Origin of the sequence: Micromonospora pisi, from assembly GCF_003633685.1 — a bacterium.
GTDB classification, from domain to species: Bacteria; Actinomycetota; Actinomycetes; order Mycobacteriales; family Micromonosporaceae; genus Micromonospora_G; species Micromonospora_G pisi.
Window position 1 is genome coordinate 7,011,209 of record NZ_RBKT01000001.1, and the last position, 21,192, is coordinate 7,032,400.

At 69.3% G+C, this 21,192-nt stretch carries 19 protein-coding genes, 1 rRNA gene and 1 pseudogene; 13 read left to right on the forward strand and 8 right to left on the reverse strand.

Annotated features, from left to right (window positions below; genetic code table 11):
• Window positions 1-10: 10 nt before the first annotated feature.
• The 7 genes and pseudogenes from argJ to argH all read left to right on the forward strand — a co-directional run bounded on the left by argJ (window position 11) and on the right by argH (window position 7,593).
• Window positions 11-1,183 (forward strand): bifunctional glutamate N-acetyltransferase/amino-acid acetyltransferase ArgJ, encoded by a 1,173-nt coding sequence (argJ, locus tag BDK92_RS30345; protein ID WP_121159842.1) that lies wholly within the window; start codon window positions 11-13, stop codon window positions 1,181-1,183.
• Complete coding sequence (gene argB / locus BDK92_RS30350) at window positions 1,180-2,115, forward strand: acetylglutamate kinase (RefSeq protein ID WP_121159843.1); 936 nt, start codon at window positions 1,180-1,182, stop codon at window positions 2,113-2,115. Before argJ ends, argB begins: the two co-directional genes overlap by 4 nt.
• The gene (locus tag BDK92_RS30355) at window positions 2,112-3,332 is read left to right on the forward strand and encodes an acetylornithine transaminase (protein ID WP_121159844.1); all 1,221 of its coding nucleotides are present in this window, start codon (window positions 2,112-2,114) and stop codon (window positions 3,330-3,332) included. The genes argB and BDK92_RS30355 overlap by 4 nt, the downstream gene beginning before the upstream one ends.
• The gene (gene argF, locus BDK92_RS30360) at window positions 3,329-4,333 is read left to right on the forward strand and encodes an ornithine carbamoyltransferase (protein WP_121159845.1); all 1,005 of its coding nucleotides are present in this window, start codon (window positions 3,329-3,331) and stop codon (window positions 4,331-4,333) included. The genes BDK92_RS30355 and argF overlap by 4 nt, the downstream gene beginning before the upstream one ends.
• Window positions 4,330-4,806: pseudogene (locus BDK92_RS30365) on the forward strand (arginine repressor); the annotation flags it as partial. The gene argF and the pseudogene BDK92_RS30365, both read left to right, overlap by 4 nt.
• A 103-nt stretch (window positions 4,807-4,909) precedes the next feature.
• A complete protein-coding gene (locus tag BDK92_RS30370) occupies window positions 4,910-6,121 on the forward strand; it encodes an argininosuccinate synthase (protein WP_121159847.1) in 1,212 nt (403 codons plus the stop codon).
• Window positions 6,122-6,129: 8 nt separating this feature from the next.
• A complete protein-coding gene (gene argH, locus BDK92_RS30375) occupies window positions 6,130-7,593 on the forward strand; it encodes an argininosuccinate lyase (protein WP_121162725.1) in 1,464 nt (487 codons plus the stop codon).
• A gap of 126 nt (window positions 7,594-7,719) precedes the next feature.
• Here argH and BDK92_RS30380 read toward each other — a convergent pair whose 3' ends face one another.
• Together BDK92_RS30380 and BDK92_RS38610 are read right to left on the reverse strand one after the other, a co-directional pair.
• Complete coding sequence (locus BDK92_RS30380; protein ID WP_121159848.1) at window positions 7,720-7,995, reverse strand: hypothetical protein; 276 nt, start codon at window positions 7,993-7,995, stop codon at window positions 7,720-7,722.
• Window positions 7,995-8,180, reverse strand: coding sequence for a hypothetical protein (locus tag BDK92_RS38610; RefSeq protein ID WP_147457163.1), 186 nt, complete (start codon window positions 8,178-8,180; stop codon window positions 7,995-7,997). Before BDK92_RS38610 ends, BDK92_RS30380 begins: the two co-directional genes overlap by 1 nt.
• A 301-nt stretch (window positions 8,181-8,481) precedes the next feature.
• Here BDK92_RS38610 and BDK92_RS30385 point away from each other — a divergent pair, with 301 nt between their 5' ends.
• From BDK92_RS30385 to BDK92_RS30400, 4 genes are all read left to right on the forward strand, one after another.
• On the forward strand, window positions 8,482-9,096 hold the full coding sequence (locus BDK92_RS30385; RefSeq protein WP_425462327.1) for a DNA-3-methyladenine glycosylase: 615 nt from the start codon (window positions 8,482-8,484) through the stop codon (window positions 9,094-9,096).
• A gap of 336 nt (window positions 9,097-9,432) precedes the next feature.
• The gene (locus BDK92_RS30390; RefSeq protein ID WP_121159849.1) at window positions 9,433-10,488 is read left to right on the forward strand and encodes an alpha/beta hydrolase family protein; all 1,056 of its coding nucleotides are present in this window, start codon (window positions 9,433-9,435) and stop codon (window positions 10,486-10,488) included.
• Between the two features lie 163 nt (window positions 10,489-10,651).
• Window positions 10,652-11,446: an SIR2 family NAD-dependent protein deacylase gene (locus tag BDK92_RS30395; protein WP_121159850.1), complete on the forward strand. Its 795-nt coding sequence runs from the start codon at window positions 10,652-10,654 to the stop codon at window positions 11,444-11,446.
• 90 nt (window positions 11,447-11,536) lie between these two features.
• The gene (locus tag BDK92_RS30400) at window positions 11,537-11,920 is read left to right on the forward strand and encodes an ABC transporter permease (RefSeq protein ID WP_246017326.1); all 384 of its coding nucleotides are present in this window, start codon (window positions 11,537-11,539) and stop codon (window positions 11,918-11,920) included.
• Between the two features lie 23 nt (window positions 11,921-11,943).
• Here BDK92_RS30400 and BDK92_RS30405 read toward each other — a convergent pair whose 3' ends face one another.
• From BDK92_RS30405 to BDK92_RS30430, 6 genes are all read right to left on the reverse strand, one after another.
• Window positions 11,944-12,804 carry a metal ABC transporter permease gene (locus tag BDK92_RS30405; protein ID WP_121159851.1) on the reverse strand — a complete coding sequence of 287 codons (861 nt, stop codon included), beginning with the start codon at window positions 12,802-12,804 and terminating at the stop codon, window positions 11,944-11,946.
• Window positions 12,801-13,700, reverse strand: a complete 900-nt coding sequence (locus tag BDK92_RS30410) for a metal ABC transporter permease (RefSeq protein WP_246017327.1) — start codon at window positions 13,698-13,700, stop codon at window positions 12,801-12,803. Before BDK92_RS30410 ends, BDK92_RS30405 begins: the two co-directional genes overlap by 4 nt.
• The gene (locus BDK92_RS30415; protein WP_121159852.1) at window positions 13,700-14,482 is read right to left on the reverse strand and encodes a metal ABC transporter ATP-binding protein; all 783 of its coding nucleotides are present in this window, start codon (window positions 14,480-14,482) and stop codon (window positions 13,700-13,702) included. Before BDK92_RS30415 ends, BDK92_RS30410 begins: the two co-directional genes overlap by 1 nt.
• The gene (locus BDK92_RS30420) at window positions 14,475-15,440 is read right to left on the reverse strand and encodes a metal ABC transporter substrate-binding protein (RefSeq protein ID WP_121159853.1); all 966 of its coding nucleotides are present in this window, start codon (window positions 15,438-15,440) and stop codon (window positions 14,475-14,477) included. The genes BDK92_RS30415 and BDK92_RS30420 overlap by 8 nt, the downstream gene beginning before the upstream one ends.
• Window positions 15,441-15,767: 327 nt before the next feature.
• Window positions 15,768-16,694: a sulfite exporter TauE/SafE family protein gene (locus BDK92_RS30425; RefSeq protein ID WP_121159854.1), complete on the reverse strand. Its 927-nt coding sequence runs from the start codon at window positions 16,692-16,694 to the stop codon at window positions 15,768-15,770.
• Window positions 16,695-16,971: 277 nt separating this feature from the next.
• The gene (locus BDK92_RS30430) at window positions 16,972-17,385 is read right to left on the reverse strand and encodes a PaaI family thioesterase (RefSeq protein WP_121159855.1); all 414 of its coding nucleotides are present in this window, start codon (window positions 17,383-17,385) and stop codon (window positions 16,972-16,974) included.
• A gap of 114 nt (window positions 17,386-17,499) precedes the next feature.
• Here BDK92_RS30430 and tyrS point away from each other — a divergent pair, with 114 nt between their 5' ends.
• Window positions 17,500-18,813 carry a tyrosine--tRNA ligase gene (tyrS, locus tag BDK92_RS30435; protein WP_425462275.1) on the forward strand — a complete coding sequence of 438 codons (1,314 nt, stop codon included), beginning with the start codon at window positions 17,500-17,502 and terminating at the stop codon, window positions 18,811-18,813.
• Window positions 18,814-19,470: 657 nt separating this feature from the next.
• Window positions 19,471-20,986, forward strand: a 16S ribosomal RNA gene (locus BDK92_RS30440).
• Window positions 20,987-21,192: the final 206 nt, after the last annotated feature.

Genomic DNA, 21,192 nt, shown 5'->3' on the forward strand with positions numbered 1-21,192 from the left:
AGCGCGAATCATGAGCGTCACCGCACCGCGGGGGTTCCGGGCGGCCGGCGTGGCCGCCGGCCTCAAGAGCAGTGGCTTGGCCGATGTCGCCCTCGTCGTCAATGACGGCCCGGATGCCACCGCCGCCGGGGTCTTCACCACCAACCGGGTCAAAGCCGCGCCAGTGCTCTGGACCGAGCAGGTCGTCCGAGGCGGAGTGGTCCGGGCGGTGGTGCTGAATTCCGGTGGCGCCAACGCGTGCACCGGCGCGCCCGGTTTCCAGGACACCCACGCCACCGCAGAGCAGACTGCGGCCAGCCTCACGGGTTCGAGCGCCCGGCTGATCCTCGGTGCCGGTGAGGTGGCGGTCTGCTCGACCGGACTGATCGGCGAGCGTCTGCCGATGGAGAAGCTGCTGCCCGGTGTGCGGGCCGCGGTGCGCGGGCTGGCCCGGGACGCGGGACTGGCCGCCGCCGAGGCGATCATGACAACCGACACCCGGCCGAAGACGACCGTCGCCGCCGGCACCGGCTGGACGGTCGGGGGCATGGCCAAGGGCGCCGGCATGCTGGCCCCCGCCCTGGCGACGATGCTCTGCGTGCTCACCACCGACGCCGTTGCCGGATCGGAGGCGCTCGACACCGCGCTCCGCGCCGCGTGTCGGGTCACCTTCGACCGGATCGACTCCGACGGCTGCATGTCGACCAACGACACCGTGCTGCTGCTCGCCAGCGGGGCCTCGGGGATCGAACCGACCCAGGCGGAACTCACCGCCGCGGTCACCGCAGCCTGCCACGACCTGGCCCAGCAGTTACTGGCCGACGCCGAAGGTGCCACCAAGCAGATCGCGATCGACGTCACGGCGGCGGCGAGCGAGGACGACGCGGTCGAGGTCGGGCGGTCGGTGGCCCGGAACAACCTGGTCAAGACGGCGCTGTTCGGCAACGACCCCAACTGGGGACGGATCCTCGCGGCCGTGGGCACCACCACTGCGGCGTTCGAGCCCGACCAGCTCGACGTGGCGGTCAACGGGGTGTGGGTGTGCCGTTCCGGCGCAGCCGCCGAAGACCGGGCCAAGGTCGACCTCGGTGGCCGTGACGTGACCATCCAGGTCCGGCTGAACGCCGGTACCGAGGCGGCCACCGTCTGGACCAACGACCTCTCGCACGCCTACGTGCACGAGAACTCGGCCTACTCGTCATGACGGTGCACACGCCCGCGCGCGACAACGGCGGGTCCACGGCCAGCGGCCCGCTCTCCCGTGACCTGAGCCAGGCACAGCAGAAGGCGGCCGTGCTGATCGAGGCGCTGCCCTGGCTGGCCCGTTTCTCGGGTGCCACCGTCGTGGTCAAGTACGGCGGCAACGCGATGATCGACCCCGAACTCCAGCGAGCCTTCGCCGCCGACATGGTGTTCCTGCGCTACGCCGGGCTGCGGCCGGTTGTCGTGCACGGTGGCGGCCCGCAGATCTCGTCGATGCTGAGCCGGCTCGGCATCGTCAGCGAGTTCAAGGGTGGGCTCCGGGTCACCACGCCCGAGGCGATGGACGTGGTCCGGATGGTGCTCGTCGGCCAGGTCGGCCGGGAACTGGTCGGGCTGATCAACGAACACGGGCCGTACGCGGTCGGCCTCTCCGGTGAGGACGCCCGGCTCTTCACAGCCGTCCGGCGCCCGGCGTACATCGACGGCGAGGCGGTCGACATCGGCCAGGTCGGCGACGTCGCCACGGTCAACGTCGACGCGCTCACCGACATCCTCGCCGCTGGCCGGATCCCGGTCATCTCCACCGTCGCACCGGACGTCGACGGGGTGCTGCACAACCTCAACGCCGACACCGCCGCCGCCGCGCTCGCGGTGGCCCTGGAGGCACGCAAACTGGTCGTCCTCACCGACGTGCCCGGTCTGTACGCCAACTGGCCGGACACCTCCAGCCTCATCTCCGCGCTGACCGCCGACGAACTGGCCGAACTCCTGCCCAGCCTCGAGTCCGGGATGGTGCCGAAGATGGAGGCGTGCCTGCGCGCGGTGCGCGGCGGCGTCCCGGCGGCACACGTGGTCGACGGCCGGGTCGCGCATTCGACCCTGCTCGAAGTCTTCACCTCGGAAGGATTCGGAACCATGGTGATCTCGTCATGACATCGCTGGTCGACCGCTGGTCGCAGACCATGATGGACAACTACGCGGTGCCGCCGGTGGCACTGGTTCGCGGTAGCGGCGCGGTCGTGGTGGACGAGAACGGCCGAGAGTATGTCGACCTGCTCGGTGGGATCGCCGTCAACGCGCTCGGCCACGCCCACCCGGCCGTGGTCGCCGCGGTCTCCAAGCAGGTCGCCACGCTCGGACACGTCTCCAACCTGTTCGTCGCCGAGCCTCCGGTGGCGCTCGCCGAGCTGCTGCTCGCGTTGGCCGGTCGGCAGGGGCGGGTCTTCTTCGCCAACTCCGGCACCGAGGCGAACGAGGCGGTCTTCAAACTCTCCCGGCTCACCGGACGCACCCACGTCGTCTCCACCGTCGGTGGCTTCCACGGCCGGACCATGGGTGCGCTCGCGTTGACCGGGCAGCCGAGCAAGGCGGACCCGTTCCGGCCGCTGCCCGGCGACGTCACTCACGTCGCGTACGGCGACGTGGCGGCGCTGGAGGCGGCCGTCACCGACGCCACCGCGATGGTGATCCTCGAACCGATCCAGGGCGAGAACGGTGTTGTCGTTCCCCCGGCCGGTTACCTCACCGCAGCGCGGCGGATCACCGCCGCGCACGGCGCCCTGCTGGTGCTCGACGAGATTCAGACCGGGATCGGACGGACCGGACACTGGTTCGCCCACCAGGCCGAGGGCGTCGAGCCGGACGTCGTCACCCTCGCCAAGGGTCTCGGCGGTGGCCTGCCGATCGGCGCCTGCCTGGCCTTCGGTCCGGCCGCCGAGCTGTTCACACCGGGCCTGCACGGCACCACCTTCGGAGGCAACCCGATCAGCTGCGCGGCGGCGCTCGCGGTGGTCTCCACCATCGCCAACGAAGGTCTGCTGGACCACGTCAAGCGGATCGGTGAGCGGATCCGGCGTGGTGTGGAGGCGCTCGGACACCCCCTGGTCGCCGAGGTTCGTGGCGCTGGCCTGCTGCTCGGCGTGGTGCTGACGGCCCCGGCATCCCCGGCGGTCGCCGGCCTCCTGCGCGACGCCGGGTTCCTGGTCAACCCGGTGCAACCCAATGCGTTGCGGCTCGCCCCGCCGCTGATCCTGACCGCCGAACAGGCGGACGCGTTCCTCGCCGCGCTGCCGGCCGCGCTCGACGCCGCCGCCCCGGCGCCCGCCGGGTCACCGGCCGACGCGGCGTCCGAAGCGGCGGTGACCCTGTGATCCGTCACTTCCAGCGCGACGACGACCTCTCCCCGGCGGAGCAGTCCGAGGTGCTCGACCTGGCCGCCCGGATGAAGGCCGACCGCTTCGTCGCCCGCCCACTGGCCGGCCCCCGGGCCGTCGCGGTGCTCTTCGACAAGCCGAGCCTGCGGACCCGGATCTCCTTCGACGTGGGCATCGCCGAACTCGGCGGACACCCGATCATCGTGGACACCCAGGCGACCCACTTCGGTCGCGGCGAGTCGCTCGGCGACGCGGGTCAGGTCCTCTCCCGCTACGTCAGCGCGATCGTGCTGCGAACCCACGGAGACGCTCGACTGGCCGAACTCGCCGCCGGAGCGACCGTACCGGTGGTCAACGCCCTCACCGACGGCTTCCACCCGTGCCAGCTCCTCGCCGACCTGCTCACCATCCGGGAGCGGTGCGGCGGGACCGCCGGCCGGACCCTGGCCTATGTCGGCGACGCGGCCAACAACATGTCCCACTCGTACCTGCTCGCCGGTGTGACCGCCGGCATGCACGTACGCGTGGCCGGTCCGCCCGGTTACGACCCGACGGCAGCGGTGGTGAGCCGGGCTGCCGAGATCGCGGCCTGGACCGGCGGCTCCGTCCAGGTGTTGCGCGATCCCCGGGAGGCGGTCGACGGGGCGGACGTGCTCGCCACCGACACCTGGACGTCGATGGGACAGGAGGGCGACGGCCGGGACCGGCTCACCCCGTTCTGGCCGTACCAGGTCAACAAGTCCCTGCTCGCCGTGGCGGCGCCCGACGCGATCGTGCTGCACTGCCTGCCGGCGCACCGGGGCGAGGAGATCACCGACGAGGTCCTCGACGGCCCGCAGAGCGCGGTCTTCGACCAGGCCGAGAACCGCCTGCACGCACAGAAGGCGTTGCTCTCCTGGCTTGTGGAGGCCTCGGCGACGGCACCGGGAGGCACCGGCGTGTCGGGGCCCGTGACGACGGACGCGACGATCACACCGTCCGGGACACTGACGTCATGACCAGCCCGTTGACCCGGACCGCCCGGCACGCCCGCATCGTGGAGCTGATCCGCGAACAGCCGATCCGCTCCCAGACCGAACTGGCCGAACTGCTCGCCACCGACGGCGTGCAGGTCACCCAGGCCACTCTCTCCCGAGACCTGGACGAGTTGGGTGCGGTCAAGGTGCGCGGCGGCGACGGACCTGCCGTCTACCTGATCCCAGAAGACGGCAAGCGACCGTTGCGCGACGCCGAGCAGGCGCCCGCACGCCTGATCCGACTGCTGCGCGAACTGCTCACCGGAGTCGACTCCAGCGGCAACATCACCGTCCTGCGTACCCCGCCCGGCGCGGCGCACTACCTGGCCAGCGCGCTGGACCGGGCGGGCCTGCCGGAGGTCGTCGGCACCATCGCCGGGGACGACACGATCCTGGTTGTCGCCCGTACGCCCGACGGTGGCGCGGCACTGGGGGAGCAGCTTTCCGGGTGGGCCGTGAGCCAGCCCGGGCTACCGATACTCGATCAGAACCGGCCAGGCGAAGGCCAGCAGCCGACGTGGGTCGTGGATTCATCAATGTTGAGAGGAGCAGGACACCATGACTGAACGCGTGGTACTGGCGTACTCCGGGGGACTGGACACCTCGGTAGCCATTCCGTACCTGGCCGAGCAGACCGGCGCCGAGGTGATCGCGGTGGCGATCGACGTGGGTCAGGGCGGCGAGGACATGAACGCCATCCGCCAGCGGGCCCTGGACTGCGGTGCGGTCGAGTCGGAGGTGGTGGACGGCCGCGAGGAGTTCGCCGCCGACTTCTGCCTGCCGGCACTGCGCGCCAACGCGCTCTACATGGACCGCTACCCGCTGGTCTCGGCGCTTTCCCGGCCTCTGATCGTCCGGCACCTCGTGGCAGCGGCCAAGAAGTACGGCGGCACCATCGTGTCGCACGGCTGCACCGGCAAGGGCAACGACCAGGTCCGGTTCGAGGTGGGCATCGGCGCTCTCGCGCCCGATCTGAAGGTGCTCGCGCCGGCCCGGGACTTCGCCTGGACCCGGGACAAGGCGATCGCGTACGCCGAGGAGAAGGGGCTGCCGATCGACGTCACGCACAAGTCGCCGTACTCGATCGACCAGAACCTCTGGGGCCGCGCGGTGGAGACCGGCTTCCTCGAGGACATCTGGAACGCGCCGATCGAGGACGTCTACTCCTACACCGCCAACCCGGCCGAGCCGCGCGACCCGGACGAGGTCGTGATCACCTTCGAAGCCGGCGTCCCGGTCGCCATCGACGGCGAGACGGTCACCCCGTACCAGGCGATCCTGGAGCTGAACCGCCGTGCGGGCGCGCAGGGCGTCGGTCGTCTCGACATGGTCGAGGACCGGCTCGTCGGCATCAAGAGCCGCGAGGTCTACGAGGCGCCGGGCGCCATCGCCCTGATCGTCGCCCACCAGGAACTGGAGAACGTCACCGTCGAACGGGACGTGGCCCGGTTCAAGAAGGGCGTCGACCAGCGTTGGGCCGAGCTGGTCTACGACGGGCTCTGGTTCTCGCCGCTGAAGCGGGCGCTCGACGCCTTCATCGACGACACCCAGCAGCACGTCACCGGCGAGGTGCGGCTCACCCTGCACGGCGGCCGCGCAGTGGTCACCGGCCGGCGCTCCGACGCCAGCCTCTACGACTTCGGCATGGCGACCTACGACACCGGTGACACCTTCGACCAGTCGCTGGCCAAGGGCTTCGTGCAGCTGTGGGGCCTGCCGAGCCGCCTGGCCACCGCCCGGGACACCCGGTTGGGCGGCGCGCAGCAGTGACGTTCAAAATGGCGGGCGTGGACGACAAGGGTCTGACCGAGAACAGCGCCGGCACCAACCGTACGAGCCTGTGGGGCGGCCGGTTCGCCGGTGGTCCCGCCGAGGCCCTGGCGCGACTGTCGGTCAGTGTCCAGTTCGACTGGCGTCTCGCTCCGTACGACCTGGCCGGGTCCCGGGCGCACGCCCGGGTGCTGGCCGGGGCGGGTCTGCTCGACCCGAATGAGCTCGGGCAGATCCTCGCGGCCCTGGACGACCTGGAGGCGGCCTGCGCCTCCGGGGCGTTCCGGCCCACGGTGGACGACGAGGACGTGCACACCGCGTTGGAGCGTGGTCTGCTGGAGCGGCTCGGCAGCCTCGGTGGCAAGCTGCGCGCGGGACGCTCTCGCAACGACCAGGTCGCCACCGACCTGCGGCTCTATCTGCGCGACCACGCCCGGGGCGTGGCCGCCCGGCTGGTCGAGCTGGCCGACGCCCTCGCGGAGCAGGCCGGACGGCACCTGGACACTCCCGCACCGGGCATGACCCATGTGCAGCACGCCCAGCCGGTCGCCTTCGGCCACTGGCTGCTGGCACATGTCCAGCCGCTGCTGCGCGACCTGGAGCGGCTGCGCGACTGGGACCACCGGACCGCGGTCAGCCCGCTCGGGGCCGGTGCGCTCGCCGGCTCCGGCCTGCCGCTGGACCCGGTGGCGGTCGCGAAGGAGCTCGGTTTCCGGGCCTCGTTCGCGAACTCCATGGACGCGGTCGCCGACCGGGACTTCGTCGCGGAGTTCCTCTTCGTGACCTCGCTGATCGGTGTGCACCTGTCCCGGCTCGGCGAGGAGGTCGTGCTCTGGACCTCGCAGGAGTTCGGCTGGGTGGAGCTGGACGACTCCTTCGCCACCGGATCGTCGATCATGCCGCAGAAGAAAAACGCGGACATCGCCGAGCTGGCGCGGGGCAAGTCCGGACGGCTGGTGGGTGGCCTGGTGGCGGTGCTGACCATGCTCAAGGGCCTTCCACTGACGTACGACCGGGACATGCAGGAGGACAAGGAACCGGCGTTCGACGCGGTGGACACCCTGCAACTGCTGCTGCCCGCACTGGCCGGCATGATCTCCACCATGACGGTCCGGGTGGACCGGATCGCCGCTGCCGCCCCGGTTGGATACTCACTCGCCACCGAGGTCGCCGACTGGCTGGTGCGCAAGGGAGTGCCGTTCCGTGACGCTCACGAGGTGACCGGCCGGCTGGTTGCCCTCTGCGTCGCCCGGGAGTGCGCACTGGACGAGGTCTCCGACTCCGACCTCGCGACGGTGAGTGAGCACCTCGATCCCGATGTCCGTACGGTGCTCTCGGTCCGTTCGGCCCTGGCCGCCCGGACCACTCCCGGCTCGACCGGCCCCGGCCCGGTCGCCGACCAACTCGCCGCCGCTACCGACCAGCTTGAGAACTGGCGAAATTGGGCGGCCGAGCAGGTAGTGCCTCGCTGAGGTAGGTGCGCCAACCGACGCCCGCGCTTCCCCGGAACGGTCCGAGTCGACCGGTCCGGGGAATGCGGGTCCGGGGAATGCGGGGGCCGTGGCCGGCCTACCGGAACTCGGCGGGCCGAGGTCGCCTCAGTCGAACTGCTCCCCGAGCGCGGCGGGGTCCTCCGCGCCGGGCAGCGCGGAGACCCGTACCAGCGCGTCGAGTTGACCGAGCGGCGTGCCGTCGCGGGCGAGTTGCTGGCCACTGACCCAGACCCACTCGTCGTCGTAGTAGCTGGAGAGGTCGTCTCGTACCGATTCGACCCGGAGGAACAGGGTGAAGCCGCCGTAGCGCCAGTCCTCCTTCGACAGCTCCAGAACGGTGCCGGCGGGTACGTGTGGCGGCTGCGGCGAGGTCGTTCCCATCAGAACCGCCGAGCCGCGGCGTTGCGTCGCACGCTCAGCGTGGAGCAGGCGGGGCAGCTCAGGCTGCTGCCGCAGGCGGCGCACCAGCGGCGGGAGACCCGGTAGGCGTACAGGCCGGCGATGAAACCCACCGTCATGCCGCTGATCGCTGTCACGGTGACGACCACGACAAGTCCTCCGTCCATCGACCGAAGCGAGCGACGCGGTGGCGACGCCCGAGGTGTTGGCGACAGAAGGTAACTCTCGTGGTAACCCCGCGTGAGCTGCAAGACTTCGTCACGGGTTACCGGGCGAGTGAGTCTTTCTCGCCATGAATCATCTCCATTCGCTCACGTCGGCGGCACCCCGAACCGGACTCGACCGGCCGCCACTGCCGCCGTCGCGCGAGGTCCGCCGCACGCGCGAGGGGCCCCGTCACGCGCCGGGGCCGGCGAGTGCGACCGGCCCCGGCTGTGGTGTGCTGACCGGGTGACCGAGAGGGCGGGTATGGGCGAGGGGACGGAGATGGAACTGGCGACGATGCTCGCCGGGCCACTGTTGCCCGCAGCGCGCGGCCTGCTCAACTGCACCCTCACCGCCGGCGGGGTCACGGTCCGCCTGACCGAGGTCGAGGCGTACGCCGGAACGGCCGGCGACCCGGCGTCACATGCACACCGGGGACGTACGCCACGTAACTCGGTGATGTTCGGTCCGGCCGGGTACGCCTACGTCTACTTCACCTACGGCATGTACTGGTGCATGAATGTGGTGACCGGGCAGGAGGGGGAGGCGTCGGCCGTACTCCTTCGGGCGGGTGAGGTGGTCGACGGGCTCGACCTGGCGCGGAGTCGACGGACGGCCGTACGCCGAGATCTAGATCTTGCCCGTGGGCCGGCGCGGCTCTGCGCGGCGCTCGGGGTGGGCCGGGCCGCCTACGGACTGTTCCTGCTCGGCGATGGTCCGGTACGCCTGGCGCCGCCCGCCGAGCCCGTGCCACCGGCGGCGATAGCGGCCGGCCCGCGGGTGGGGGTTACCAGCGCCCACGACCGACCCTGGCGGTTCTGGCTGGACGGCGACCCGACGGTGAGCGTCTACCGCCGTCACACTCCCCGGAAGGCGTGAGCGCGAGCCGTCTCTCCCGTCGGGCGTGAGCGCGAGCCGGCCGTTCTCCCTCGATCGTGAGCGCGAGTGGCCGTTCTCCCGGCTGGGCGTGATCACGTTCCGCCCGGATCCCGCTGGGCCTGATCACGATCCGTCCGGGCCCGCCGTCTCGTCCGCGCGGGGTCGGCCGATGTGTCGGGGTGGCGCAAACCGTTGAGGCTGAGGGTTGGCCGTCGCGATGCGGCGCGGCGGGCCGACGGACGGAGGAACCATGGACGAGCGGGATGTTCGCCGAGGAGGTGGCCCCGGGCGGGATTCGGCCCTGGCCGTGGCGATGGTGGCCTGGCCGTTCACCCCATGGTGACCTGGGCGGACGCGGGCACGGGCGAGCTGGCACTGCCGGTGCCGACCGGCCTGCACCCGGTGGGGCGTACCACGCTGCACCTCGTCGACCCGGAGCGTCCCGATCCCTGGTCACCTCATGAACGGCGCGAGCTGATGGTGTCGGTCTGGTATCCGGCGGCGAGCGCTCGGGGGCAGTCGGCGTCGTACGTCAGCTCGGCGGAATCCGCCCTGATCCTTGCCCTGCGGGAGATCACCGGTGAGCCGTCAGACCTGTTCGCCAACGTCCGGACCCATGCCCGGACCGGGGTCACGCCACTGTCCATGACGGAGCGTCTGCCGCTCGTGGTGCTCTCACCCGGTTTTGCCTTTCCGCGTACGTCGCTGACCGGCCTGGCCGAGGAGTTGGCCAGCCGGGATTACCTGGTGGCCGCGATAGATCACAACTACGAGTCGGCGGCGATCACGTTCCCGGGAGGTCGGATGACTGGGTTCCTGGCCGGGAGTCTCGAACCGGACGGGCCGACCGTCGCCGGTGACCGGGCCGCCGACGTCTCCTTTGTCCTTGACCGGTTGGCCGGCCCACGCTCGACCTGGCCGGCCGCGTCGCTGGTCGATCCGGACCGGATCGCGGTGGTGGGGCACTCGATGGGCGGTGCCGCCGCGGCCCGCACCATGCTCGCGGATCGGCGGGTCCGGGTCGGGATCAATCTGGACGGCGCGTTCCAGCCGGTACTTCAGGGCGACCTCGACCGCCCGTTCCTGATCGTCGCCGCCGAGGGGCGTGGCCGACCGGAGAGCAATCCGGACTGGACCCGGAGTTGGCCTCGACTGACCGGCTGGAAGCGCTGGCTCAGCGTGGACGGTACGACACACAGCTCGTTCACCGATTTTGCCCCGCTGGGCGAGCAGATCGGACGGCCGATCCAGTCGCTGCCGGCCCGGCGCTGTGTCGCGATCACCCGCGCGTACGTCACCGCCTTCCTCGACCTCCACCTACGGCAGTGGCCCCAACCGTTGCTCGACGGTCCGGTGCCCGCCCACCCCGAAGTCCACTTCCGTCAGCCCTGAACCCGCACGTCAGCCCTGAACCCGCACGTCAGCCCTGAACCCGCACGTCAGCCCTGAACCCGCACGTCAGCCCTGAACCCGCAGGTCAGCCCTGAACCTGCGGCTTGGAGGCTGCGGGAAATCGGGTCGCCGTGCTGCTCGACGGCACGTAACGTCGGCCGGCATGGAAGCAGCCGTCCCGGACTGGGCGTACGGCGTGGGGCGGGTCGCGGTGCTGACCGGGGCGGGTATCTCCACCGACTCGGGCATCCCGGACTATCGAGGCCCCGATGGCGTCTGGACCCGTGACCCGAGCGCCGTCTCCGCCTTCACCTACGACAACTTCATCTCCGATCCGGAGTCGCGGTCCCGGTTCTGGCGTGTCTATCACGACCATCCCGCCTGGCGGGCGGAGCCGAACACCGCTCATCGGGCACTGTCCGACCTGGCACGTTCCGGTACAGCGGTCCGGGTCCTCACCCAGAACGTCGACGGGCTGCACCTGCGAGCCGGTTCCGATCCGCGTAAGGTCCTCGAACTGCACGGCAGCATGCGGGAGGTCGTCTGCCTCGCCTGTAGGACCCGGACACCGACCGAGGAGACGTTGCGCCGTGTCGCCGCAGGCGAGGACGATCCGGCCTGTCTCGACTGCGGTGGCATCCTCAAGCTCGCGGTGGTCCTCTTCGGCGAGTACCTCGACTCGGACACCCTGGGGCGCGCCGAGCAGATCGCGCGTGCCAGTCAGTTGATGCTCGCGGTGGGCAGTTCGTTGCAGGTCGAGCCGGTCGCCTCGCTCTGCGCGCTGGCCGTCAACTCCGGTGCCCGGCTGGTGATCGTGAACCGGGACCCGACGCCGTACGACGCGCTTGCGGTGGAGGTCGTCCGCGAACCGATCGGCACCGCGCTGCCCCGGATCGCCGCGATGCTGGCCGTCCACCGGTCAGCCGAGTCGCGGCCGCTCGACCGGACCGGCGGGTAGCGGCTCGACCGCTCGCCGCCGCCGTCGACTGTGCCGGACAGGCGCGATTCCATCCATCCTGGCAGTGCAGTCAAGCGCAGTTAACGTTGGATGTATGGCTCGGTCAACGCCGATGCCGCGCGGGCGGCCGGTATCCGTACCGACCGGGTGGTGTTCATCGTGTTCATGATCGCCGGTGTGCTCGCCGCCCTGGCCGGTCTGCTGATGACCGGTCGGCTCGGCTCGGTCGCCGCGGCCCAGGGACAGGGCATGATCTTCACCGTCTTCGCGGCGGCGGTGATCGGCGGGGTGAGCATGGACGGTGGCAAGGGCACCCTCTTCGGCGCCCTCTGCGGTGTGATCGTGCTCGGCCTGATCAACAACATCCTGACCCTCGCCGGTGTCTTCGCGCAGTGGATCCAGGCCATCTACGGTCTGATCATCCTGGTCGCGTTGCTACTGGCCCGGCTCACCACCGGCAAGGCACAGGACTGAACGACCGGCGGTCGCGGTTCCCGTCACCGGTACGGGTCCGCGGCCGTCGGCCCGGTCGACGCCCCGGTACGGAGCCGGCGCAGTACCGGCCGCAGCCAGCCCCCGCCGACCAGCGAGAGCAGCAGGATCGCGGTTGCCACCAGCGTGATGCTCGCCCCCGCGGCCACGTCGTACGCGCTCGACACGAGCAGGCCGGCGACCCCGCTGACCGCGCCGAAGAACATCGCCAGTCCGGTGATCACGCCGATCCGGTCCGACCACGCTCGCCCGGCGGCGGCCGGTGCGACCACCAGGGCCAGGGTCAGGATGGTGCCGACGACCGGAACCACCGCCACGATCACCAACTCGATTCCCACCAGCAGCACCAGGTCGACCAGCCCGGGACGGAGGCCCGCGGCGCGGGCGCCGACCCGGTCGAAGCCGACGAAGAGCAACTGCCGCGCCCCGAGTGTCGACGCCAGCCCGACCAGACAGAGCACGGCGGCGATCACCACCAGGTCTCCGGTCGACACCGTCAGGATCGAACCGACGAGGAAGGACGAGAGGTCCCGGCTGAAGCCGTTCTGGGTGGCGACCAGCCCCACCCCGAGGGCGAAGCCGGCGGAGAGGATGACACCGGTCGCCGCCGCCGCGTCCTGGCCCCGGACCCGGCTCAGCGCCGCCACGGCGATCGCCACGAGCAGGCCGGCGAGCGCCCCACCGAGGTAGATGTTGATCCCGATGATGCTGGCCGCGACCACACCCGGAAAGGTCGCGTGACTCATCGCCATGGTGAAGAAGGAGAGCCGGCGCAGCACCACCTGCACGCCGACCAGCGCGGCCAGCAGGCCGACCAGCATCGCCGCCACCAGGGCCCGGTGGAAGACGTCGTCCCACCAGCTCATCGCAGGCTCCCCTCGGCGGCTGTCGTACCGGGCAGCGCCGCCCGGCGTCGGGCCCGTCCGGCGCGTAGCGCGCCGACCGGCAGCGCGAGCAGATAGGCCGCCACCAGTGCCAGCACCACCGCCGACGCGGAGGTGAGCCGCAGGCCGAAGTCGACCGAGGCGGTCCAACTGGCGAGCAGGCCGAGGTACCCCGCGACCAGGGTGACACCGGTCCCGATCACCGCCATCACCGACAACCGGTCGGTGAGCAGGCGCGCGGTCGCCGCCGGCACCAGCAGCAGGGCGACCACCAGTACGGTGCCGACGGCGCGGACCGCGGCGACCACGACCAGGGCGACGACGACGTTGAGCCAGGCGTCGAGCCAGCCGATCCGGTAGCCGGCGGCGGTGGCCCCGACCGGGTCGAAGGCGCGGAACACGAATATCCGGGCACTGACCGCGAGCACGCCCAGCACGACGATCGCCAGCAGGCCGGTCTGCAACAGCTGCGGTTCGCTGACGGTGAGCACCCGGCCGAAGAGGAATGAGGTCAGGTCGGCGGTGTAGGAGGACCGGCGGGAGACCAGGATGACGCCGATGGAGAACATCGCGGTCAGCATCACCGCGATCGCGGCGTCCTCGCTCAGCCGCCCGTGCCGGGTGAGCAGGCTCAGCGCGACCGCGGTGACCAGGCCGGCGACGAGCGCACCGCCGAAGATGCCCTCCACGCCGCCGGCGAGGTAACCGACCACCACTCCCGGAAAGACGGTGTGGGTGAGCGCGTCGGCGACGAAGGAGAGTCGTCGGACGAAGACCAGGACGCTGACCGGCCCGCACATCAGTGCCAGCAGGGCCAGCTCCGCCAGCGCCCGGGCCATGAACGGCGGCGCGAACGGGTCGATCAGCAGAGCGCGCATCACGGTTCGACCAGCACTGTGCGGCCGCCGGGCAGTTCGACCGCCTGACTGCCGTACGTCTCGCGCAGCAGCGCGGGGGAGAGGGTCCGCTCGGCCGGGCCGAACGCGTACTGGCGACCGTTGAGCAGGCAGACGGTGTCGCAGGCGTCCCGGGCGATGGTCAGGTCGTGGGTGCTGACCACCAGCGCGGTGCCCTCGGCCCGCAGGTCCGCCAGCACCCGCAGGATCTCCTCCTGACTTGGTGCGTCGAGGCCGTTGAACGGTTCGTCGAGCAGCAGCAGCCGGGGCTGCGCCGCGATCGCCCGGGCCAGCAGTACGCGTTGCCGCTGACCTCCGGAGAGCAGGCCGAACCGGTCCCGCGCGCGGTCGGCCAGTCCGACCCGGGCCAGCGCCTCGGCGGCGATCCGCCGGTCGGCCCGGCCCGGCGGGCGGAGCCAGCCGCTGTGCCGGTAGCGCCCCATCAGCACCACCTGTCCGGCGGAGACGGGGAAGTCGGCGTCGAGGCTGTCGACCTGCGGGACGTACGCGGCCAGCCCGCGCGCGCCGGCCGGCGGGTGCCCCAGGATCGTCAGCGATCCGCCGAGCAGTTGCGCCATGCCGAGGACGGCCTTGATCAGGGTCGACTTACCGGCGCCGTTCGGCCCGACCAGCGCCAGTGCCTGGCCCGGTTCGACCCGCAGGTCCACGCCGTGCAGGACAGTCCGGCCGGCGTAGCCGACGCTGGCCCGCGAGAAGCGCAGGGCAGCGTCGGCGGCCGGTGTCGGGGCGGGTGCCTCAGCCACCCAGGGCCTTCACGATCGTGTCGGTGTTGTGTTCCTCCGCGCCGATGTACGTCCCCTGTGGCGTCCCCTCGGTGCCGAGACTGTCGCCGTACAGCGCGTCCTCGCCACCGACCACCTTCACCCCGGCCTGTTGGGCGATCGCCTCGGCGCTCTTCGGCGGCAGCGAACTCTCGCTGAAGATCGCCTTGGTGCCGGTCGCCTTGATCTTCGCGACCAGGTCGGTGAGCTGCGAGGCGGAGAGTTCCGCCGAGGTGTCCATGCTCGGGATGACGGATCCGACGAACTCCAGTTGATAGCGGTCGACGTAGTACCCGAACGCGTCGTGATTGGTCACCAACTTGCGCTGGCCGACCGGCAGGGCATCGAATTTCTTGACGTTCTCGGCATCGAGTGCGTCAAGCTTCGCCGCGTAGTCCTGGTAATTCTTCTGGTACGCCGCCGCGTGTGCGGAATCGGCGGAGACGAGAGCCTTCTCGATATTCTCGGCCATGATTCTGGCGTTGCGCGGATTGTGCCAGATGTGCGGGTCGCCCTCGGCCATCTCCTCGTCGTCGGGGTCACCCCTGCGCAGGGTCACGCCCTGGCTGGTGTCGACCACGGTGCCCTTGAAGCCGGCCGAGGTGATCGTCTGGTCCAGCCACTTCTCCAGCCCGACACCGTTCTTGACCACCAGCGACGCGGTGCTGATGGCCTGGATGTCGGCGGGGGTCGGCTCGTACTCGTGCGGGTCGACGTTGGGCTTGATGAGCTGGGTCACCCGTATCCCGCTCCCGCCGACATTTCGGACGAAGTCCGCCACCTCGGGTGTCGTCGCCACCACCGGCAACTGCTCGCCATTCGCGGAGGATCCGGCCGTACCCCCGTTGTTTCCGCTGTCCGTGGAGCCGCAAGCGGACACGGCATATACGGTCGCGAGCGCGACCGCCGCCCGTACCGCCCAGGATGCTGACGCTCTCAACAATGCCTCCTTCGTAATTGAACTCCGGGAACGCTAGCCCTCCTCATTTCCTATCGTCTAATGGAGTCATTAGCACGAGAGCATGTGTCATTCGGGCGGTGGCCGTCGGTCGTGTCGTCTTCATGGTCGACACCATTGGGAGGGCACCTGCGGGAAGCGGCCGACGTTCGTTGCGACGGCGGTACGGGCCGACCAGTCCGAGGTCGCTGCGCTGAGCCGTACACGTCCCCGGTGGCAAACATGAGGCGACGCCGCGAGGAGTGATCCTCGCGGCGTCGCCGTAGGTACGTCTCCACCCGCTCCAGATCGGAGCCGGCGGTCCCCGGTTCAGACCGGCGCTGCCGCCGACCGGTGCTGCTCGGCGGTGTCCGCCTCGATCCGCTCCGCGTCGCGGTTGGCCCGGTACTGCTTGACCGAGTACGCCAGCGCCGCCGCCCAGATCAGGTAGATGACGGCGTAGACGGCGTACCGGACACTGTCCGAGGCGTCGATCCAGTCGCTGCGCAGCAGCGAGCGGCTGTTGGTCAGGATGATGACCCCGCCGACCGCGGAGCCGAGGATCCGTGGCGGGATGTGCCGGACCAGCCAGGCGGCGATCGGCGCGGCGATGACGCCGCCGATCAGCAGAGCGGCCACCCAGGCGAAATCGATGTTCTCGCTGCCGATGCCGACCAGGAAGCCGAGGCTGGCCGCGATGGCGACCAGGAACTCGCTGGTGTCGATCGAACCGATCACCTTGCGCGGCTCCATCCGACCGCTGGCCAGGATCGCCGGGGTGCCGACCGGGCCCCAGCCGCCGCCACCGGTGGCATCGACAAAGCCGGCGACCAGCCCGAGCGGGCCGAGGAAGCGCTTGCGCAGCGGCAGGCCGAGGCGGTCGCGGGGGATGCCGAAGGCGGTGAAGCGGACCAGGATGTAGATGCCGAGCGCGAGCAGGATGAGCGCCATCACCGGTGCGGCGACCTCGGTGGAGAGACCGGAGAGAAAGGTCGCCCCGGCGAACGCGCCGATCGCGCCCGGAATACCGATCTTGGCGACGACCTTCCAGTCGACGTTGCCGAACTTCCAGTGCGCGGCGCCGGAGGCGAGCGTGGTGCCGATTTCGGCCAGGTGCACGGTGGCGGACGCGGCGGCCGGGTTGGTGCCGATGGCCAGCAGCAGCGTGGTGGAGGTGACGCCGTAGGCCATGCCGAGGCTGCCGTCCACCAACTGGGCGCCGAGGCCCACCAAGGCGAGGAGGAGGAGTTTGCGCACGGTGGTTCCTTTCCCTGAATCAGTCGCCGGCGTTGGTGCGTGGGGGTCCGGCGTGAGGGCAGGAGGCGAGGCGGTGTTGTTCCCTACTTAAGTGATAGGGATTGTGCGCTACTCGGATGGCGGGGTCAAGAGTTGGCGCCAGGCCCGGACAGCCGTCGACGGGTGCGCGACAGAAGGCAGCAGCCACCCGGCCGCGTACTGGTCCCGTATCCGGGAGAGGGAACGGGCGCGCAGGGCGTACCCCGGAGGTCGAGCTGGCGGCGGTGGGAGCCGGCGGCTACCGGGCGGACGTGCCGGTCGGTGGCGTCTTGCTCAGATTCTGTAGCCGCACCTGGCCCCGGGCGACCAGCCGGTCGTCGGCATCGGTGATGACAACCTGCCAGAGCTGCTGGCTGCGGCCCTGGTGCACCGGGGTCGCCACCGCGGTCAGCTCGCCGTCGCGCACCGCGCGCAGGAAGTCGGTCTGGTTCGAGACCCCGACCACCTGGCCCCGGTCGGCCCACCAGAGGGCGCCACCGATGCTCCCGGCCGACTCGACCACCGAGCTGTAGACCCCGCCGTGCTGGATTCCGTACGGCTGGTGCAGCTCTGGTCGGCAGTCCCACCTGATCACCACGCGCTCGGCGGTCGCCTCGTCCAGCCGCAGTCCCAGCAGCCCGGTGAAACCACCGGTCAGTTCGGGTAGTTCCATGGCTGCGCCTCCTCGACCGGGCGGACGCCCTCGCCGGTGATCATCCGCCGGACACCCTACCCGCCTGGTAAACCGGGTAGGGGCCACCAGCGGGGATGGGGGAGAATCCCTACCGTGACCGATAGCAGCACCGTGACCGAGAGCAGCGAAACACCCGCCGGATCGCCCGGGCCAGGGTCGCTGATGGATGACCTGCAGTGGCGGGGCCTGATCCAGGACGCCACCGGACTGGAGGAACTGCGGGCGCAGTTCGCCGCCGGGCCGGTGACCTTCTATGTCGGCTTCGATCCGACCGCGCCGAGCCTGCACATCGGAAACCTGATGCAGATCACCACCGCGCGCCGGTTGCAGCTGGCCGGAAATCGCCCATTGCTGCTGGTGGGGGGCGCGACCGGACAGATCGGGGACCCCAAGGAGAGCGCGGAGCGGTCACTCAATCCGCCAGAGGTGGTCGCGGGATGGGTGGAGCGGATCCGTCAACAGCTGTCCCCGTTCGTCAGCTACACCGGCGACAACGCCGCCCAGTTGGTCAACAACCTGGACTGGACCGCGGCCATGTCGGTGGTCGAGTTCCTCCGCGACGTCGGTAAGCACTTCCCGATCAACAAGATGCTCGCCCGGGAGGTGGTCCGCGCCCGGCTGGAGAGCGGGATCAGCTACACCGAGTTCAGCTACCAGCTTCTGCAGTCGCACGACTACTACGAGCTGCACCAGCGGTACGGGTGCCAGTTGCAGTTCGGTGGTTCCGACCAGTGGGGCAACATCACCGCCGGAGTCGACTACATCCGGCGCCGCGGTGCCGGCCCGGCACACGCGTTCGTCACCCCGCTGGTCACCAAATCCGACGGTACGAAGTTCGGTAAGAGCGAGAGCGGCACCGTCTGGCTCGACCCCTCGATGACCAGTCCGTACGCCTTCTACCAGTTCTGGATCAACTCGGACGACCGGGACATCAGCCGCTACCTGCGGTACTTCAGCTTCCGGTCGCACGCCGAGATCGAGGAGTTGGAGCGCGCCACGGCGGAGCGACCGGCGGCCCGGTTGGCGCAGCGAGCTCTGGCCGAGGAACTCACCACCCTCGTGCACGGGGAGGAGGAGACCCGCCAGGCCATCGCGGCCAGTCAGGCGTTGTTCGGGCGCGGTTCGCTGGACGAGCTCGCCCCGCAGACGCTGGAGGCCGCGCTCACCGAGGCCGGACTGGTACGCCTCGCGGAGTTACCGCCGGTTGCCGTACTGCTCAAGGAAGCCGGGTTGGTGGCGAGCCTGAACGAGGCGCGACGGGCGATCACCGAGGGCGGTGCGTACGTCAACAACGAGCGCGTGTCGGATGTGGACGCCACGGTGGCGCCACAGGCGTTGCTGCACGGCCGATTCCTCGTACTGCGTCGGGGCAAGCGCACCTTCGCCGGTGTGGAGCTGGCCGGTTAGCCGCGTGTGACGCGGAACGCGTCCGGCGGATTTGACGATCAATCCGCCGGACGCGTAACTTTCTCTCTGCCCGCAGGGGAACGGACGGAAACGGTGGAAACAACACCGGAAGGCCGGATCTGCGGGACAACCTCCAGGCTCTCCAGCGGGCAACCGCTGGTAGGAGACTGGCCGGGCGGAGCGACACGGACGATCTGCTGGTTGGGTCGATTTGGCGTCGCGGGTCTGACCGGGTATGGTTTCAGGTCGGCAGGGAACCGGACGGCGCGCGGGTGAGACCGCGGACAGGACGGCCTGCAAATCCCTCTGGAACTTCTACGGCGGATCACCCGCCGCGACTTTCCATGGGATTGAGTAGGACAAACCGGGAAACACCGGTTTGACTCGGCGGAAACGACCGGGTAGCGTAGTAAAAGCGCCGGGCGGGAACGCCGGGTGTGAATGGAAGTGGGAATAGAAGCCCCGGGTTGTGGGCCCCTTGGTTGGGGTTTGTGGTCTGGTGTGTGGTTGTTCTTTGAGAACTCAACAGGGTGCTTGATAAGCCAGTGCCAATTATGATTTATACCCGGGCCGGCTTGCCTTTCTTTCGGGATTGGTTTGTTGGTTTGGATTCCTTTGGCAACTTTTTTGTTGCCGGGACATTTTTTCCACAGATTTTTGTTGGAGAGTTTGATCCTGGCTCAGGACGAACGCTGGCGGCGTGCTTAACACATGCAAGTCGAGCGGAAAGGCCCTTCGGGGTACTCGAGCGGCGAACGGGTGAGTAACACGTGAGTAACCTGCCCTAGGCTTTGGGATAACCCTCGGAAACGGGGGCTAATACCGAATATGACTTCTGGCCGCATGGCTGGGGGTGGAAAGTTTTTTCGGCTTGGGATGGACTCGCGGCCTATCAGCTTGTTGGTGGGGTAATGGCCTACCAAGGCGACGACGGGTAGCCGGCCTGAGAGGGCGACCGGCCACACTGGGACTGAGACACGGCCCAGACTCCTACGGGAGGCAGCAGTGGGGAATATTGCACAATGGGCGGAAGCCTGATGCAGCGACGCCGCGTGAGGGATGACGGCCTTCGGGTTGTAAACCTCTTTCAGCAGGGACGAAGCGAGAGTGACGGTACCTGCAGAAGAAGCACCGGCCAACTACGTGCCAGCAGCCGCGGTAAGACGTAGGGTGCGAGCGTTGTCCGGATTTATTGGGCGTAAAGAGCTCGTAGGCGGCTTGTCGCGTCGACTGTGAAATCCCGCGGCTCAACCGCGGGCTTGCAGCCGATACGGGCAGGCTAGAGTTCGGTAGGGGAGACTGGAATTCCTGGTGTAGCGGTGAAATGCGCAGATATCAGGAGGAACACCGGTGGCGAAGGCGGGTCTCTGGGCCGATACTGACGCTGAGGAGCGAAAGCGTGGGGAGCGAACAGGATTAGATACCCTGGTAGTCCACGCTGTAAACGTTGGGCGCTAGGTGTGGGGGACCTCTCCGGTTCTCTGTGCCGCAGCTAACGCATTAAGCGCCCCGCCTGGGGAGTACGGCCGCAAGGCTAAAACTCAAAGGAATTGACGGGGGCCCGCACAAGCGGCGGAGCATGCGGATTAATTCGATGCAACGCGAAGAACCTTACCTGGGTTTGACATGGGCGGAAATCCGGCAGAGATGTCGGGTCCTTCGGGGCCGTTCACAGGTGGTGCATGGCTGTCGTCAGCTCGTGTCGTGAGATGTTGGGTTAAGTCCCGCAACGAGCGCAACCCTCGTTCGATGTTGCCAGCGCGTTATGGCGGGGACTCATCGAAGACTGCCGGGGTCAACTCGGAGGAAGGTGGGGATGACGTCAAGTCATCATGCCCCTTATGTCCAGGGCTTCACGCATGCTACAATGGCCGGTACAATGGGCTGCGATACCGTGAGGTGGAGCGAATCCCAAAAAGCCGGTCTCAGTTCGGATCGGGGTCTGCAACTCGACCCCGTGAAGTCGGAGTCGCTAGTAATCGCAGATCAGCAACGCTGCGGTGAATACGTTCCCGGGCCTTGTACACACCGCCCGTCACGTCACGAAAGTCGGCAACACCCGAAGCCGGTGGCCCAACCCTTGTGGAGGGAGCCGTCGAAGGTGGGGCTGGCGATTGGGACGAAGTCGTAACAAGGTAGCCGTACCGGAAGGTGCGGCTGGATCACCTCCTTTCTAAGGAGCACCTGCCCGCGAAAGTGGGTTAGGAGCCCGCATCATCCGAATGTGGTGGTGGGGTGCTCGATGGCGGAGACACTGGTGAGTTTGTTGCCGGCAACGGCCACTTTTGATGTGAGTACAGCCCTTTGGGGTGGGAAAGCGTTTGGTGGTGCGGCTGGTGGTGGATGATGAGCACCCTGTTGGGTCCTGAAGGAACAAAC

What these genes read in the sequence shown, in the direction of transcription:
- argB (WP_121159843.1), top strand. Translation starts at nt 1,180, where the DNA reads ATGACGGTGCACACGCCCGCGCGCGACAACGGCGGGTCCACGGCCAGC.
- BDK92_RS30395 (WP_121159850.1), top strand. Translation starts at nt 10,652, where the DNA reads ATGGAAGCAGCCGTCCCGGACTGGGCGTACGGCGTGGGGCGGGTCGCG.
- BDK92_RS38610 (WP_147457163.1), bottom strand. Translation starts at nt 8,180, where the DNA reads ATGGACGGAGGACTTGTCGTGGTCGTCACCGTGACAGCGATCAGCGGC.
- BDK92_RS30355 (WP_121159844.1), top strand. Translation starts at nt 2,112, where the DNA reads ATGACATCGCTGGTCGACCGCTGGTCGCAGACCATGATGGACAACTAC.
- BDK92_RS30380 (WP_121159848.1), bottom strand. Translation starts at nt 7,995, where the DNA reads ATGGGAACGACCTCGCCGCAGCCGCCACACGTACCCGCCGGCACCGTT.
- BDK92_RS30430 (WP_121159855.1), bottom strand. Translation starts at nt 17,385, where the DNA reads ATGGAACTACCCGAACTGACCGGTGGTTTCACCGGGCTGCTGGGACTG.
- BDK92_RS30410 (WP_246017327.1), bottom strand. Translation starts at nt 13,700, where the DNA reads ATGCGCGCTCTGCTGATCGACCCGTTCGCGCCGCCGTTCATGGCCCGG.
- BDK92_RS30405 (WP_121159851.1), bottom strand. Translation starts at nt 12,804, where the DNA reads ATGAGCTGGTGGGACGACGTCTTCCACCGGGCCCTGGTGGCGGCGATG.
- BDK92_RS30385 (WP_425462327.1), top strand. Translation starts at nt 8,482, where the DNA reads ATGGGCGAGGGGACGGAGATGGAACTGGCGACGATGCTCGCCGGGCCA.
- BDK92_RS30390 (WP_121159849.1), top strand. Translation starts at nt 9,433, where the DNA reads ATGGTGACCTGGGCGGACGCGGGCACGGGCGAGCTGGCACTGCCGGTG.
- argH (WP_121162725.1), top strand. Translation starts at nt 6,130, where the DNA reads ATGGCGGGCGTGGACGACAAGGGTCTGACCGAGAACAGCGCCGGCACC.
- argJ (WP_121159842.1), top strand. Translation starts at nt 11, where the DNA reads ATGAGCGTCACCGCACCGCGGGGGTTCCGGGCGGCCGGCGTGGCCGCC.
- BDK92_RS30400 (WP_246017326.1), top strand. Translation starts at nt 11,537, where the DNA reads ATGTATGGCTCGGTCAACGCCGATGCCGCGCGGGCGGCCGGTATCCGT.
- BDK92_RS30370 (WP_121159847.1), top strand. Translation starts at nt 4,910, where the DNA reads ATGACTGAACGCGTGGTACTGGCGTACTCCGGGGGACTGGACACCTCG.